Origin of the sequence: Catenulispora sp. GAS73 (assembly GCF_041262085.1) — a bacterium.
Classification (GTDB): Bacteria; Actinomycetota; Actinomycetes; order Streptomycetales; family Catenulisporaceae; genus Catenulispora.
In genome coordinates, this window is record NZ_JBGCCM010000004.1 from 141538 (window position 1) to 156395 (window position 14858).

The following is a 14858-nucleotide window of genomic DNA, read 5'->3' on the forward strand; positions in this document are numbered from 1 at the left end:
TCAGCAGCCGGGGAGGTTGTTGGTCGCGGTGTTCGGGTCCAGCATCCACAGGTTCGACATGTAGCCGTTCGCGGGGCTGCTGACCTTGATCCAGACAGTCGAGGTGCCCATTTTGGTCGAACTGTCGGCTGGTGTCGCATTCTCCCAGCAGAGTGCTTGAACAGTCGTGCCCTGTGTCACGAACAGGATCTCGTTGCTAGGGTTCCAGCCTGCCACCGACAGAACGTGGCTGTTTCCTCCGCAGTACTGACTCTTTGCCGGGCAGGTCCCGAAGGCCGCTGTCGCGTCCGCGATGATCGCCTTCGTCCCCGTCATCACGGTCGTCTGGCCAGTGGCCTGTCCGGCGGCGTTCTGGGCGTAGTAGTGCACGGTGTACGCCTGGTTGAACGTCGACACGCCCACGTTGATCGTGCCGCACGCCGTCGAGTGGCTGTTGATCGACGTCCCGTCGACCGTCACCCAGCAGTCGGTCGCCAGGCCGCCGCGCCCCACGTTCGCGGACACCGAGAGCGTCAGGCCGTTGGCGCCGGCCGACACCCCGCTCACCGAAGGCGGTCCCGTGGTCGTCAGCGGCGCGGTCCCGTTCGGGCCGGTCGCCTGGGCGGCGTCGGTGACCCTGACGGCCAGTGTGTAGGACGTGTTCGCGGCCAGACCCGAGAGCGGGACCGTCACCGGCGAGCCGTCTGCGGTGGCGTTCACGACGACCGGTCCGCCGGCGGCGGGAGTCAGGGCCACGCGGTACTTCGCCGGGGGACTGCCCTGCTGGCACGCCGCGTCGCAGGACACTGTGATCTGTGCCGAGGTGCCGTTGGCGGCGATCGACGTGACGCCGATCGTGGGCGCGGTCGGCGGCAGGTACGGCGTGACCGGCGCGCTCGGCGTCGACTTGGTGCCCTCGGCGGCGCCGACGGTTCCGGTCGCGCTCACCTGGAACTGGACCGGGGTTCCCACGACGAGGTTCTGCTGGGCGCCGAGCGTCGTGGAGGTCCCGGAGACGTTGCTCACCAGGGGGACGGTCGACCCGGCGGCCCAGACGGTGTAGCCGGCGACGTGGTAGGCGTGGTCCGGCGCGGTCCAGGTCAGGGTCACGGTGCCGTCGGGATTGGGGGTGGCGGCGGTGACGCCGGTCGGTGCGTCGGGGACGTTGCCGGAGGGGGTCACGGGGTTGCTCGTGGCCGACGGCCCTCGGCCGACGCCGTTCTGTGCCACGACGGTGAAGGTGTACTGCACGCCGTTCGTCAGACTGGGGATGGTCGTGCCGAGTGCGGTGCCGGGCGCGTCGAGCGTCCCGGTCGAGGCGTCCGAGCCGGTCCAGGCGATGTGGTAGACCGTCACCGGGCTGCCGTTGGGGGCCGCGGCCCGCCAGCCGAGGTCGGCCGAGGCGTTGCCGGCGGTCGCGGCCGGTGCGCCGGGCGCCCCGGGTGGTCCCGGCCGGGGCGGCTTCGGGGTGCTCGACCGGGGCCCGGTGGACCGGTTTCCGGTCGGGACGGTGCCGGTCGGCCCGGTCGGCCCCGTCGGCCCGCTCGGGCGGGACGTGGTCGGGGCCGGCGGCGCGGAGCTCGGGGTGGGCTTCGGCGTCGACGGCGTGGGCTTCGGGGCCGGCAGGTACTTCGAGACCGGCACGACGTTCCCGGAACCGTCGATGACGGCCGCCGAAGAATCCTGACTGTCGTTGACGAACACCAGGCGGTCCTGGACGGTCAGCGTGTCGGGGGCCTGGACGCCCGGCAGCCGGAGCTGCGTCGGCGGCTTGCCGGACGCCGGGTCGACCATCAGGACCTGATGCGTGAGGCTGTCGATGATGACCACCGAGGAGCCGCGCATCACGGCCTGGACCGGCGCGATGGCCGAGGTCAGCGGGGTGGTGGTGACGGCGCCGGTGGCGGCGTCGACCGCGTCGACGTCGTCGGCGCCGACGACGGCGAGCAGCCCGTCCACCGTGTCGGAGCCGGTGACCTGCACGGCCTTGTGGCCCTGCGGCAGCGCGGCGACCCGCACGGCGCTGGGCCCCGAGGCGACGCGCGAGACGGTGCCGAGCGTCAGGTCCACGGCCACCGGCGTGCGCCCGGCGATGACGACGGCCAGCTGGTCGGTCGGCTGCCCCACCCCGCCGACCGCGGAGACGGCACCGCCGGCCACGTGGATCACGGAACCGTTCGCCGGCACCGCCGCGTACAGACTGCCGTCCGGCGCCACCACCGGCGAGGTGATTGACGAGCCCGCGTGCAACCGCGGACCGATCGGCGTCAGCCCGGCCCCGGCGGGGTCGAGCTGCTGGATGTCGCCGGCGGCCTGATCGACCGCGTAGAGGGTGGCGGACCCGGCCGCGGCGGTCGTGATGTGGCCGCCGAACAGCGTGATGGTGCCACTGGTGGTGAAGTCGTCGTTCGCGACTTTGACCAGCCGCCCGTGGTCGTCGGTGACCACAGCGCCGTCCGGCGCGTCGACCACCTGCAGCGGATGCCCGAGCCCTGACACACCGACCTGCGCACCGACCCGGCCGGAGTAGCCGTCGACGAGCGACACGCTGCCGTTCCCATTGTTGGACAGCCACGCCTTACCCTGCAGCGTGTGGACGTTCTGCGCGGTCAGCCCATGCCCGCCCAGCCCCAGCAGGCCGGCGACCAAAGTCGTCGCCACCCCCGCGCCCCAATATCCGCCGTGCCGTGGAAAACTCACGGTCTCCCCCCAAACGACAAAGCCTTGTTATTGCCGGAATGCGAGAAAGGCAAAGAGATCAAGCCGCCCGCCCTGATTTCCCGCACTGATCCCTGAAAGGGGTCCAGCCCGAACCCCGGGCGAAAAACCTAGCACGGCACGCGGTGGATGGACGGGGTTATCGCAAAGTACTGGGATTCTGGGCACGGATGCGTGAGGTGAAGATTTCTCGGTTCTGTGGAAACGCAGGATATTCCGTCTGGTTCGGCAACCGGGCGGCGAAGTATGCATTCCGCCCGCGGGTAGCAGCCAGCGGCTGAGCGAGCCCGCGAGGGCCGATGGTCGCGCCGCCTGCCGGAGCATGGGAGGCGTGCAGGTCACCGCTACGATGGCGCACGGTGCGGCGCGCCGGTCCCGGCGCCGGTCGAATCGGGGCGCGGGTACCCGACAGCGGGGGAGGGCTGGGATGGGTGAGCGTGAGGTTCCCACGTTCGAGTCGGTGATGGCGGCTGCCGGGCGGTTGCGGGGGCGGGTGCATCGGACGCCGGTGTTGACGTCCGCGGCGCTGGATCGTGCGGTGGGGGCGCGGGTGTATCTGAAGGCTGAGAATCTTCAGCGGACCGGGTCGTTCAAGATCAGGGGTGCGCTCAATGCTGTCAGCCGGCTTGATCCCTCGCAGGCTGCGCGGGGGGTGATCGCGTTCTCGTCCGGGAATCATGCGCAGGCTTTGGCTTTGGCGGCGCGGGAGGCGGGGGTTTCGGCGACGGTCGTCATGCCGCGGGACGCGCCGGCTGGGAAGGTGGCTGCGACGCGTGCCTACGGGGCGACGGTGGTGACGTACGACCGGTACACGGATCGGCGGGAGGAGATCACTGAGCGGCTCGCGGCCGAGCGCGGGCTGGTGGTGATCCCGCCGTTTGAGCATGCTGATGTGGTCTCCGGTCAGGGGACGCTGGCGGTCGAGCTGTTCGGCCAGGTCGAGGACCTCGATGTGCTGCTCGTGCCGGTCGGCGGGGGTGGGCTGATCGCGGGGTGTGCGCTGGCCGCCTCCGGGTTGAGTCCGGCGACGCGGATCGTCGGGGTCGAGCCGGCCGCGGGCAATGACACGCAGCTCTCGCTGGCCGCCGGGCAGCGCGTGCGGATTCCGGTCCCGCGCACGATCGCGGACGGGATCGCCACCGACATGCCCGGAGAGCTGACCTTCGACGTCACGCGGCGCCTCGTGAGCGAGGTGGTGCTGGTGACGGACGACGAGATCCGCGACGCGCTGCGCTTCCTCCTGGAACGGGTCAAGACGGTCGTCGAGCCGAGTGCGGCGGCGGCCGTCGCGGCGGCGCTCGCGGGGCGGGTCGGCCTCGGAGCCGGAGCCGGCGCCCGAGTCGGCATTGTGCTGTCCGGCGGGAACCTCGACGTCCGGCGACTCAGTGAACTGATGTCGGACTAAGGCTTCAGGTAGAGACAGGCGCGCCGTCGAATCCCCGCGTGGCGCAACGGTCATGTAGCCGTGTGGGTTCAACGCCGCACCTTAAGTACATCCACTGTCATACCCCCTCACCCTTCGAACCCTGACGCTCTCAACACCGCGGGGGTTTGCTCCTAAGGGCCATCAAATGCAGGTGGTCCTACGGGTTTGCCTGCGGTGGGCGTTTTCTAGGGTTGTTAAAGCCATCAGATCGGCGGATGAGGCGCATCGCGGACATCTGCCCTCGATCTTGGATAGGTCTTGTACGGAGGTTGTTTCACCTATACCGAAAGGTATCTGTCCAAGACAGGCTTTTATCGTCTAGCCCCATGGAAGGGAGAAAGTGGTGGTAAACGATGACGCAGGTCGCCTGCCGTCTTTCAAGACGGAGCCGGGGCACCCGGCGTTAGTCGAGATACCGGTGGAAACGATCGACGACGCCTGCGCCTGGCTCCAGGCGCACCGCCGGGAACTGCGCGCCGGGCTCGACGAGCACGGAGCCGTCTTCCTGCGCGGGCTGCCCGTGCGCTCCGCCGAGGACTTCGCGCGGGTCCGTGACGCGGTGATCACCGAGCGGGCCCAGTACCGGGAGAACGCCACGCCGCGCAGCCACTTCGGGGCCGACGTCTACTCCTCGACGGATCTGCCGCCGGCGCAGTCGATCCGGCCGCACAACGAGAACAGCTACACGCTGACGTTCCCCGGGCTGCTGCTGTTCTGCTGCCTGATCGCGCCCGAGGAGGGCGGGGCGACTCCGGTCACCGACGTCCGCAAGGTGCGCGAGGCGATCCCGGCCGCGTTGCTCGACCGGTTCCGGGCGCACGGCTGGGCCCTGGTACGGAACTACCGGGACGACTTCGGGCTCGGCTGGACGACCGCGTTCGCCTCCGAGGATCCGGCCGACGTCGCCAAGTACTGCCAGGCCAATCTCATCGCGCACGAATGGGACGCCGACGGCGCGCTGCGGACGGTTCAGCGGCGCTCCGCGCTCATCACGCACCCGCGCACCGGGCAGGAGGTGTGGTTCAACCACGCCGTCTTCTGGAACGAGTGGTCGCTGGAGCCCGAGGTGCGGGAGATCATGAGCGAGGCCCTGGGCGGGGCCGGGAACTTCCCGTACCACACCGTCCTCGGGACCGGGGAGCCGCTCGCGGAGGCTGACGTGCGCGTCATCGACGAGGCCTACCGCGCCGCCACCGTCCGGGAGTCGTGGCGTCCGGGGGACGTGATGATCGTGGACAACATCCTCGCCGCGCACGGCCGGGAGTCGTTCAAGGGCGACCGCAAGATTCTGGTCGCGATGGGGGATCCGGTGGCGCTGGCCGACTGCCGGCCCACCGTGCAGCCGCTGGCGGGTTTCGCCGGCTGACGCGGGTACCGCCGCGAAGCGGCGGACCCGACGCCGCGTGGCGTGCGTCAACCGCCACGCGCAACACAGTCCTGTCTGGAGGAATGTGCAGTGCCACCACGCCTTTTGCTGCCCGCACCGCTGGCTGCGGGCGACGATATCAGGGTCGTGAGTCCGGCCCTGCCGGACATCGTCTACTGCCCCGAGCGCGTCGTCCGGGCCGAGCAGACATTGTCAGGGCTCGGATTCAAAGTGTCCTACGGTGAGAACGTCTACGCCGTCTCCGAAGACGGCGGGAGGGCCGGCTCCGCGCAGCAGCGTGCCGCCGACCTGATGGCGGCTTTCAGCGACCCGAGCGTCGCCGGGGTCTTCTGCGGGGACGCCGGCGAGGGCAGCGTCGAGCTCATCCCTTATCTGGACGCGGATGTCATCCGCGGCAATCCCAAGCCGTTCATCGGATACAGCGACAACGTCTTTCTCAATCAGTTCCTGCTGTCCGAAGTCGGACTCGTCTCCTACTACGGCTACACCTACCTGCACCAGCTCGGCGAGGTCGGCGGTCCGTTCCCGGAGACGCTCGACTGTTTCCGCAGGGCGGTGATGTCCGACGCGGACTTGGTGTGCGAGCCCATGCCCTCGCGCACCAGCCAGTGGTACAGCTGGATCAATCCGGACGTCCAGCACCGGCAGCGCGTCCGTGACCGGCCGGGCGGCATGGACTGGATCCGGCGCGGCCTCGCCGAAGGTCCCCTGGTGGGAGCCGCGCTGCCGCTGCTGTCGGAACTCGTGACCGAGTGGGGTCTGCGGACCGAGGGCTCGGTGCTGTTCTGGGACGTCAACCTCTACAACGAGATCCCGGTCCGCGACCTGCTCGCCGGCCTCGCCGACTGCGCGGACCTGACGAAGCTGGCCGGGATGGTGGTCGGCGCCAACCAGGTCGTGCCGGCCGCGGAGTGGGCCGCCGAGGTCACCGAACTCCTCGCCGAGGTGCTGCCCGGTACGACCTTCCCCGTGCTCGTCAACGCAGATATCAGCCATCTGTGTCCCTCTTGGCTGGTCCCCTACGGCGCGACCGTCGTCCTCGGCGAGTTCGACGGGCTCCGCTTCCCCCGCCGCCGCGAACCCCACCGCGAATCTCCCCCCGAACCCCACCGCGAACAAGGAGAACAAGCATGAGAATCGTCGACCTGACCCACGGCTTCTACCAGGGCATGCCCGCGTATCCGGCGGGCTGGTTCCCGGAGTTCGGCCTGGAGCGCCGGATGACGCCGGACACCGACCCGGCGCCGACCACCCGGACCTTCTCGCAGCTGCACCTGTTCCCGCACAACGGCACACACATCGAATACCGCCTGCACTTCTTCCCTGATGCCGAGGGGATCGACGCGGTCCCGCTCGAAACGCTCGTCGGCCGCGCCTGCGTCGCAGACCTCTCCCACGTCTCGAACCTCACCCCGATCACCGGGGACGACATCGAGAAATGCGTCGGCGACGTCTGGCAGCGCGGCGACCGCCTGCTCGTCCGCACCGATTACGTGAGCCGGGCCTGGGGCCGGCCGGATTACTGGGACGTCCCGCCCTACCTGGCCCCGTCGGCCGCGGAGTGGGCCGTGGACAACGGCGCGAGCCTGGTCGGCATCGACTGCCTCACCGAACGGCCGGGCGACGGGACGTCCCCGGTGCACCTCACGCTGCTGACCGCGGGTATCCCGATCGCGGAGTACCTGACCAACATGCACGAGCTGACCCGGCAGGTCGTCCAGCTCTACGCGCTGCCGATCAAGGTGCGCGACTCCGAGGCGGCCCCGGCCCGGGTGATCGCGATCGAGGCGGACTGAGATGTCCGTAGCCAGCAACGAAGCCGGCAAGACCCGCACGCCGGTCGCGTTCGCCCATCCCGGCGCCCGCCCGACCGCCGACGCCGTCCGCGCGGCCCTCGACGAGCTCCTGTCCGCGCTCGGCGAGCCGCTGTCGGAGCTCGGTGCCGGGGACGAAGTCCTGATCAAGCCGAACATGTTCCAGACCCAGCCCGGGTTCGCCGTCAACGCCGACCTGCTCGCCGCACTGGCCCGCCGGGTCGCCGACCAAGGCGCGCACCCGACCGTCGCCGAGCGGACCGCCAACATCTACGAGGTCCTGCGCGACCATCCCGTGCACCGCTGGGCCCGGGTGGTGAGCCTGGACGACCTCCCGCTGCGCGTCGCCTCGATCCCGGCGGCGACGTCGCTGCGGGTCCCGATCGCCGTGCCGGACCTCGTGCTGGACTGCGACTACTTCATCGGCGTCCCGCAGCTGCGGACGCACGCCAGCGTCGTCTACTCGAACGCGATGAAGAACCTCGTCGGCCTGCTTCCCGGCTACACCACCCGGATCGTGCACATGGCCGGCGTGGACGAGTCCACGGTCGACCTCAACCTGCTCCGCCACCAGGACCTCGTGGTCTGCGACGGCACGACGGTCATCGAGGGCAACTATCCGATGGCCGGCCGGGCCCGCGAGGTCGGGTTCCTGGCCGCCAGCCGCAACGCCGTCGCGCTCGACGTCGCCGTCGGATCCATCGCAGGGTTCGATCCCGACTCCGTGGCGTATCTGCGCGACGCGCATCAGCGCGGCATGGGACCGCTCGACCTCGCCGACATCGAACTGCGCGGCACCGATCCCGCCGCGATCCGGTTCGAGATGGAGAAGGCGCCGGTCGAGATCGTCTCCCCGCGCCCCGGGATCCACGTCCACGCCGACCGGGCTTGTCCGGCCTGTCGCCGCTACATCGCCGGCGCCATGGTCGCCCTGCGCTCCGAACTCCTGGAGTGGGACGGCGAGATGACCGTGCTGGCCGGTCCGATGACGGCCACGCCGCCGTTGGCCGGTGCCGTCGTGCTGGTGGGGAACTGCCTCTACGAGAACCGGGACCTCGGCGTCTACATCGAGGGCTGCCCGCCGCGCGCGATCCAGATCGCCGGATTCCGGTACGCCATGGGCAAGGACGTCTCCGATCACGAGCGCACGCAGTTCCGGGTGCCGGCGGGTCCGGCTCACGCGGTGGCGGTCGGGGGTGGCTGAGATGTCGATCAGCAAAGGCGACGTGGTGTGTCGCCATGAAAGGGTTCTGCCTCAGGCCCTTGATCCGGTCGCGGCGGCGTGCGCGTTGCGCGACGAGCGTCGGATCATGGTGACCAGTTCTGCTGAAGCGGACGTCGTTCCGATGCTGTACCTCGGGGAGCTGGCCTTCTGCGGGAGTGGGCTGACCGCCGCTGTGGACTTCCTCGCCTCGCTCACGTTCGCCGAGGCCGAATCACTCGGCGAACAGAGCTGGGTCGGATTCCTCGGCTACGACGCGGCCCGCGACGTCGAACGCCTCCCCGCCCGGCCCGACGGTCCGCTGCCGCGGTACGAATTCTTCCTGCCCGAGACGCTCATCCGCTTTGAAGCCGACCGCACCGTCGTCATCGGCCGCGGCCGCACACCCGAGGACGCCGAGCGAGCCGCAGCCGACGCCGTGCGCGCGCTCGGCAGCTTGGGCAGCGAAGCGCCGCGGCTTCGGCCATCGGGGGCATTCGGCGCCGCCGAGGTGAGTCTGGAATACGACGACTACATCGCGGCGGTGCGGCGAGCCAAGCAGTACATCGTCGACGGCGACGTCTTCCAGGTCGTGCTCTCGCTGGCGATCTCGGTCCCGGCGGAGATCGACGGGCTTGCGGCGTACCGGGAACTCGCCGCCGGCAATCCCTCGCCGTATCAGTTCTGGTACCGCGGCCCACGCTTCGAGGCCGTCGGCTGCTCCCCGGAGCCGTGCGTGGTGATGGCCGAAGGCAGAGGCCTGATCCGCCCGCTGGCCGGCACCCGCCCGCGCGGCGCCGACTCGGACGCCGACGCCCGCAACGAGGCCGAACTGCGGGCCTCGGAGAAGGAGAAGGCCGAGCACCGCATGCTGGTCGACCTCGCGCGCAACGACCTCGGCCGGGTCTGCCGTCCCGGGACGGTGACGGTGCCCCGGCTGATGGCGGTCGAGCGCTTCTCCCGGGTCATGCACCTCACCTCGGACGTGGTCGGCGAGACTGCGGCCGGGCTGCGGCCCGACGACCTGATCCGGGCCACCTTCCCGGCCGGGACGATGACCGGGGCGCCGAAGGTGCGCGCGATGGAGATCATCGACGAGCTCGAACCCACTGTCAGAGGACTGTATTCGGGTGCTGTCGGGAGCTTCGGCGCCGAGCACGTCGACCTCTTCCTCACCATCCGGAGCCTGGTGCTGCAGGGCGGCCGAGCCCATCTGCAGGCCGGGGGCGGGATCGTCGCCGACTCCGATCCGGCCGAGGAACACCGCGAGTGTCTGGCCAAGCTCTCCGCCGTCGCCCGGGCGATCGGCTTCGATCTGGAAGGGGCGGTCCGGTGATCGGGGTCGTCGACAACTACGACTCGTTCGTCTACAACCTGGTCCAGTACGCCGGCCGTCTGGGCCACCGCTGCCGGGTCCTGCGGAACGACGAGGTGACGGTCGAGGAGTTCGAACGCCTCGCCCCGGACCGGGTCATCGTCTCGCCCGGACCCTGCGCGCCGGACCAGGCCGGTATCTCCCTCGACGTGGTCCGCTGCCTCGGCAACCGGATCCCGGTCTTCGGGGTCTGCCTCGGGCACCAGTGCATCGGCCAGGCGTTCGGCGCGAAGATCACGCATGCCCGGCGGCCGATGCACGGCAAGTGCTCGCAGGTCTCCCATGACGGCCGCGGGGTGTTCGCCGGGCTGCCTGATCCCTTCGAGGTCGTCCGCTACCACTCCCTCGTCATCGACGAGCCGTCGCTTCCGGCAGAGCTCGAAGTGAGCGCTCGGACCTCGGACGGAGAAATCATGGGTGTGCGGCACCGGGAGCTGCCGATCGAAGGGGTCCAGTTCCATCCCGAATCCCTGTTCACCGAGCACGGGTTGCGCATCGTCGCCAACGCGCTCGGCGAGCCAGCTCAGCCGGCCGGCCCTGCTGACCAGGTGGATCCGACGGCCGGCATCGGGCAGGTCGCCCGATGAGCGCCTACACCACTTCGCCGACCGACCAGTTCGCTCCGCATCTACAAGAGATCCTGCGCTGGCACTTCAACCCCGCGACCGGCTCGAAGTTCTGGCTCGGCCGGGTCGCAGAGCTCGGATTCGATCCGCTCGCCGACGTCGCCACCCTGGCGGACCTCAGACGGTTCCCCGACTTCAGCGCGGAGCTGCGCACGGTCCCCGTCGACGACCTGCTTCCCGAAGGCTGCCGCGGCCGTCCGTTCCAGGTCTACGAATCCGGCGGTACCGTCGGCACGCCGAAGCGGATCATCGAGGCCGGCAGCCGGGCCGAGGGCATCGCGTGGGTGGACCGGATGTTCGACGAGTACGCCTTCCCCCGGGACGTCCACTGGCTGCACGTCGGACCGACCGGCCCGCACATCGTCGGCCGCTCGATGCGGCGGCTGGCCGAGACCCGCGGGGGCGCCTGCTTCACGATCGACTTCGATCCGCGCTGGGTCAAGCGGATGATCCGCTCCGGGCGCCCCGAGCTGGCCGAGGAGTACATCGAGCACGTCCTGGACCAGGTGGAGCTCGTCACGGCCACGCAGGACGTCAGGGTTCTGTTCATCACCCCCGCGGTCCTGGAGGCGCTGTGCGCCCGGACCGAACTGCGCGAACGGCTCGCCGCCCGGCTGACCGGCCTGATCTGGAGCGGGACCAGCTTCGACGAGTCGAGTCTGAGCATGGTGCGGGACCACTACTTCCCCGAGGCGGTGGTCACGGGCATCTACGGCAACAGCCTGATGGGCATCGCGCCGCAGCGGCCGCCGGTCCCGGAGGACAAGCAGGCATGCGTCTTCCAACCCTTCTGGCCGCGCGCGGTGGTCGAGGTGGTCGACGCCGGCGGGGAGGCGGTCGCCCACGGCAAGCGGGGACGCGTCCTGGTGCACCTGATCACCCGCGAGATGTTCCTGCCGAACGTGCTTGAGCGCGACTCGGCGATTCGCGTCGCGCCCACGCGCGGCTCCTTCTACGGCGGCCTCGACGGCCTCGCCGAGGTGGCGCCGTATCGCGAGGGCGGCGCGACGGTGATCGAGGGGGTCTACTGATGGCCGCGCCGGATGCCGCGGGCATTTCGCGCCGGCTGGCCGCGCTGACGGGCCCCGGCATCCCGGCGGCCGTCGATCGTCGAGTGCTGACGGCGGTGACCGGCGAGCCGATCGCCGAGGTCGAGTACGTGCCGCCGCTGCTCGTTCAGGCCGTGCTGGATCGGATGCGGGCCGCGGAACCGGGGCGGCCGGTCGGGCAGCAGCTGTTCGACGATGCCGCGAAGGCGCTGGAGTCGGCGGATCTCGACGGCTTGGATCCCGCCGCGTACATCCGATTGACCGCACTGGCCACGGGCCTGCCGCCGAGCGTCGTCGAACACGGACTCGCCGCGCTCGCCGACGGTCTGCGGCAGCTCGGCACGGCTGACGCCGTGGAGCGTCCGGCCCCGGACAGCGGGCCCGGGCACCGCGTGGTGTGGGTGCCGCGCGCGCCGGTCATCGGCGTCGTGGCCGCCAGCAACCATTCCGAGCCGCATCTGACCTGGGTCAGGGCTCTGGCATACGGCTATCGGGTCGTGGTCCGTCCGGGCGGTCGTGATCCTTTCACGCCGGTTCGCCTCGCAGCGGCTCTGCTGGCCGCCGGGCTGCCCGCCGACCGGTTGGCGGTGCTGCCCGGGGACCACGCGGTGAGCGCTCATCTGGTGAAGTCCGCGCCGTTGTCCATCGTCTACGGCGGTCCGGATGCGGTACGGCGTTGGGGTGGCCGGTCGAACGTGCTGGTTCGCGGGCCGGGGCGGTCGAAGGCGGCCGTCGGTGACTCCGTGCGGCCCGGGGACGTTGCTGTCATCGACCATCTGGCGCGGGCGATTGCCGGAGACAGCGGCGTCCGGTGCACCAACATCTCGGCGATCTTCACGTCCGGCGATCCGGGGCGGCTGGCAGACCTGCTCGCCGAACGCCTTGCCGGCTATGGGAATCCGCCGAGGTTCGGCGTCGATCGGGTGGACGGACTGCGGCAGTCGCTCGGGCAGTTCACAGGGTTCGTCGACCACAGCCGCGACCACTACGGCGGCGATCCGTTCCTGGCGCTGCCAGACGGCTCGGTCGCCGCGCGGCCGGTGGTCCTCTCGGCCCCCGATGCCGGACATCCGCTGATCGGCACGGAGCTGCCGTTCCCGTTCGTCGTCGTGGCGCCGTGGGACGGCTCCATCGGTCCGTTGCGCGACAGCCTCGTGCTCAACCTGCTCGGCACCGATCCGGTCCTGGCGGACCGGGCCCTGGCCGAACCGACCGTCCGGCGTGTCGTCACCGGCCTGACAGAACCCTGGTACACCCTTCCGGGCCTGCCGCACGACGGCAGCCTCAGATCCTTCCTGCTCGAACCCAAGGCGCATCTGGGCCTCGTTCCCCGACCGGGGACCGTGCCCTCATCAGGAGATCAAGGAGTCCGGCCGTGACGGCGACCGTGATGGAGACGGTGACACAGAACAGCGTCAACCGCGTGGTGGTGATCGGTGCCTCCGGCGACCTCGGCTCGGCGGTGGTCGCCGGCTGCCGACGGGCCGACGCCGAAGTCCTCGCCCACACCCACAGCCGGACCGGCGCCTGGTCGGACGACGGCGTGAGCGTCGTCCAAGCCGACCTGCGGACCCCGGAGGGGATCGCGAGCCTGGTCCAGAGCGTGCCGGCGGAGTGGACCGGCGTCGACCTGCTGGTCGCCGCCGTCGGCGGGGCGCGGCCGGTGCCGGTGGAGGAGTTGTCCGTCGAGCAGTGGCGCGAGTGCATGCAGCTGAACGTCGAGATCCCGTTCGCCGTCACCAAGGCGTTGCTCGGGCATTTGGAGAAGGCCGGTGGATCGGTCGTCACCATCTCCAGCGCCGCGGCGTTCACCGGCGGCTCGTTCGGTCCGCACTACGCGGCGGCCAAGGCGGCCGTGCTCGGGCTGACCCGGTCGCTGGCCCGGGACCTCGGCCCCCGCGGCATCCGGGTCAACTGCGTCGCGCCGGGGCCGGTCGCCTCGGCGATGACCGACGAGCTGCGCCCGGACGTGCTGGCGGGCCTGCTCGCCGGCACCGCGCTGCGCCGCGTGGTCCAGCCCTCGGAGGTCGCCGACGCGGTGCTCGACCTTGCCCGGATGTCCGCGGTCACCGGTCAGACCCTGGTCATCGACGGCGGGCGGGTGCTGCGATGACCGCGGGTGGGCTGAGCATCGGGTCCGCGATCAAGGGCGCGCACGCGATGCTGGAGGCGGCGGGCGTGCCGACCGCCGAGCGCGACGCCGTGAGCCTGGCCGCCTACGCCCTGGGCACCACGCCCGACGCGGTGGGCACACACCTCGACCTGCCGGTGCCCGCGCGATTCTGGGCGCTGGTCGATCGCCGCGTCGCGCGCGAGCCGGTGGAGTTGATCGTCGGCGCGTCGTTCTTCTGCGGCCGGCGATTCCTGGTGGAGCCCGGGGTGTTCGTCCCGAAGCCGGAGACCGAGGAATTGGTCGCGCGCGTCGTCGAACGGCTTCGCACGCTGCCGACGGCCACCCCGCGCGTGGTCGATCTGTGCACCGGCTCGGGCGTGGTCGCGATCACCGTCGCCGCCGACGTGCCGGGCGCGACGGTCACCGGGGTCGACCTGTCCGGGCAGGCCTGCGATCTGGCCGTCCGCAACGCCGCCGCGGCGGAGGTGAAGGTCGCCTTCGAATGCTGCGATGTGGCCACGGCGCTGCCCGAACTCGACGGCCTCGTGGACGTCGTGATCGCGAACCCGCCGTACATCCCGGTGGGCCGCGCGATCGGGATGCCCGAGGTGCGCGACCACGACCCGGCGCTGGCGCTGTGGGGCGGCGCGGACGGTCTGGACGTGGTCCGGGCCGTGGCGGCGACCGCGCGCCGGCTCCTGGCCCCCGGCGGCTGGCTCTTCCTGGAACACGGCCCCTACCAGGTCGAATCCGTCCTCGCGATGTTCGGCGACGAGGCCTGGAGCCAGGTGACCGACCACGAGACCGTCGACGACGCCGTGCTGGTCGCCCAGCGGACCGCACCCGAACGACCCCACCACGATCCGAACCGAACCCTCCGGGAGCAATGATGGCCAACCCCTTCGACGACGCCGACGGCCGTTTCCTCGTGCTCGTCAACGACGAAGCCCAGTACTCGCTGTGGCCCGCGGCGCGCGCGGTGCCGGACGGCTGGCGGACCGCCCACGCCGAGGACAGCCGCCAGGCGTGTCTGGACTTCGTGGACCGGCACTGGACCGACATGCGGCCGGCAAGCCTGGCCCGAGCCATGGACGGCGGCCGCGACGGCTGATCGTTCGCCGACCACTGGCCACAGGTCTTGTAGCAAACACAGATCTTGTATCAGGTACA

The 14858-nt window shown here is 70.7% G+C and carries 13 protein-coding genes; 12 read left to right on the forward strand and 1 reads right to left on the reverse strand.

Features of this window, described 5'->3' with window-relative positions; all coding sequences use genetic code 11:
* Entirely contained in the window at positions 1 to 2679 is a 2679-nt protein-coding gene (locus ABH935_RS07525; RefSeq protein ID WP_370377055.1) for a fibronectin type III domain-containing protein, read from the reverse strand.
* 445 nt (positions 2680 to 3124) lie between these two features.
* Between ABH935_RS07525 and ABH935_RS07530 the strand changes: the two genes are divergently transcribed.
* The 12 genes from ABH935_RS07530 to ABH935_RS07585 all read left to right on the forward strand — a co-directional run bounded on the left by ABH935_RS07530 (position 3125) and on the right by ABH935_RS07585 (position 14799).
* Positions 3125 to 4102, forward strand: a complete 978-nt coding sequence (locus ABH935_RS07530) for a pyridoxal-phosphate dependent enzyme (RefSeq protein ID WP_370377056.1) — start codon at positions 3125 to 3127, stop codon at positions 4100 to 4102.
* 439 nt (positions 4103 to 4541) lie between these two features.
* Positions 4542 to 5489 (forward strand): TauD/TfdA family dioxygenase, encoded by a 948-nt coding sequence (locus ABH935_RS07535; protein WP_370377057.1) that lies wholly within the window; start codon positions 4542 to 4544, stop codon positions 5487 to 5489.
* 90 nt (positions 5490 to 5579) lie between these two features.
* On the forward strand, positions 5580 to 6644 hold the full coding sequence (locus ABH935_RS07540; protein ID WP_370377058.1) for an LD-carboxypeptidase: 1065 nt from the start codon (positions 5580 to 5582) through the stop codon (positions 6642 to 6644).
* Positions 6641 to 7306, forward strand: a complete 666-nt coding sequence (locus tag ABH935_RS07545) for a cyclase family protein (RefSeq protein WP_370377059.1) — start codon at positions 6641 to 6643, stop codon at positions 7304 to 7306. The genes ABH935_RS07540 and ABH935_RS07545 overlap by 4 nt, the downstream gene beginning before the upstream one ends.
* A gap of 1 nt (position 7307) precedes the next feature.
* Positions 7308 to 8528, forward strand: a complete 1221-nt coding sequence (locus ABH935_RS07550) for a DUF362 domain-containing protein (RefSeq protein WP_370377060.1) — start codon at positions 7308 to 7310, stop codon at positions 8526 to 8528.
* A 1-nt stretch (position 8529) separates the two neighbouring features.
* Positions 8530 to 9861, forward strand: a complete 1332-nt coding sequence (locus ABH935_RS07555; RefSeq protein ID WP_370377061.1) for an anthranilate synthase component I family protein — start codon at positions 8530 to 8532, stop codon at positions 9859 to 9861.
* The gene (locus ABH935_RS07560; protein ID WP_370377062.1) at positions 9858 to 10487 is read left to right on the forward strand and encodes an aminodeoxychorismate/anthranilate synthase component II; all 630 of its coding nucleotides are present in this window, start codon (positions 9858 to 9860) and stop codon (positions 10485 to 10487) included. The genes ABH935_RS07555 and ABH935_RS07560 overlap by 4 nt, the downstream gene beginning before the upstream one ends.
* Positions 10484 to 11557 carry a phenazine biosynthesis protein gene (locus ABH935_RS07565; protein WP_370377063.1) on the forward strand — a complete coding sequence of 358 codons (1074 nt, stop codon included), beginning with the start codon at positions 10484 to 10486 and terminating at the stop codon, positions 11555 to 11557. The genes ABH935_RS07560 and ABH935_RS07565 overlap by 4 nt, the downstream gene beginning before the upstream one ends.
* On the forward strand, positions 11557 to 12954 hold the full coding sequence (locus ABH935_RS07570; RefSeq protein ID WP_370377064.1) for an aldehyde dehydrogenase family protein: 1398 nt from the start codon (positions 11557 to 11559) through the stop codon (positions 12952 to 12954). The genes ABH935_RS07565 and ABH935_RS07570 overlap by 1 nt, the downstream gene beginning before the upstream one ends.
* A complete protein-coding gene (locus ABH935_RS07575) occupies positions 12951 to 13688 on the forward strand; it encodes an SDR family NAD(P)-dependent oxidoreductase (RefSeq protein WP_370377065.1) in 738 nt (245 codons plus the stop codon). Before ABH935_RS07570 ends, ABH935_RS07575 begins: the two co-directional genes overlap by 4 nt.
* Positions 13685 to 14578 (forward strand): peptide chain release factor N(5)-glutamine methyltransferase, encoded by an 894-nt coding sequence (prmC, locus tag ABH935_RS07580; RefSeq protein ID WP_370377066.1) that lies wholly within the window; start codon positions 13685 to 13687, stop codon positions 14576 to 14578. Before ABH935_RS07575 ends, prmC begins: the two co-directional genes overlap by 4 nt.
* Positions 14578 to 14799 (forward strand): MbtH family protein, encoded by a 222-nt coding sequence (locus tag ABH935_RS07585; protein ID WP_370377273.1) that lies wholly within the window; start codon positions 14578 to 14580, stop codon positions 14797 to 14799. The genes prmC and ABH935_RS07585 overlap by 1 nt, the downstream gene beginning before the upstream one ends.
* The last annotated feature ends 59 nt before the right edge of the window (positions 14800 to 14858 follow it).

Bases quoted from the DNA above. Each gene is read 5' to 3' on its own strand.
- prmC (WP_370377066.1), top strand. From the start codon at position 13,685: ATGACCGCGGGTGGGCTGAGCATCGGGTCCGCGATCAAGGGCGCGCAC.
- ABH935_RS07550 (WP_370377060.1), top strand. From the start codon at position 7,308: ATGTCCGTAGCCAGCAACGAAGCCGGCAAGACCCGCACGCCGGTCGCG.
- ABH935_RS07555 (WP_370377061.1), top strand. From the start codon at position 8,530: ATGTCGATCAGCAAAGGCGACGTGGTGTGTCGCCATGAAAGGGTTCTG.
- ABH935_RS07585 (WP_370377273.1), top strand. From the start codon at position 14,578: ATGGCCAACCCCTTCGACGACGCCGACGGCCGTTTCCTCGTGCTCGTC.
- ABH935_RS07565 (WP_370377063.1), top strand. From the start codon at position 10,484: ATGAGCGCCTACACCACTTCGCCGACCGACCAGTTCGCTCCGCATCTA.
- ABH935_RS07545 (WP_370377059.1), top strand. From the start codon at position 6,641: ATGAGAATCGTCGACCTGACCCACGGCTTCTACCAGGGCATGCCCGCG.
- ABH935_RS07570 (WP_370377064.1), top strand. From the start codon at position 11,557: ATGGCCGCGCCGGATGCCGCGGGCATTTCGCGCCGGCTGGCCGCGCTG.
- ABH935_RS07530 (WP_370377056.1), top strand. From the start codon at position 3,125: ATGGGTGAGCGTGAGGTTCCCACGTTCGAGTCGGTGATGGCGGCTGCC.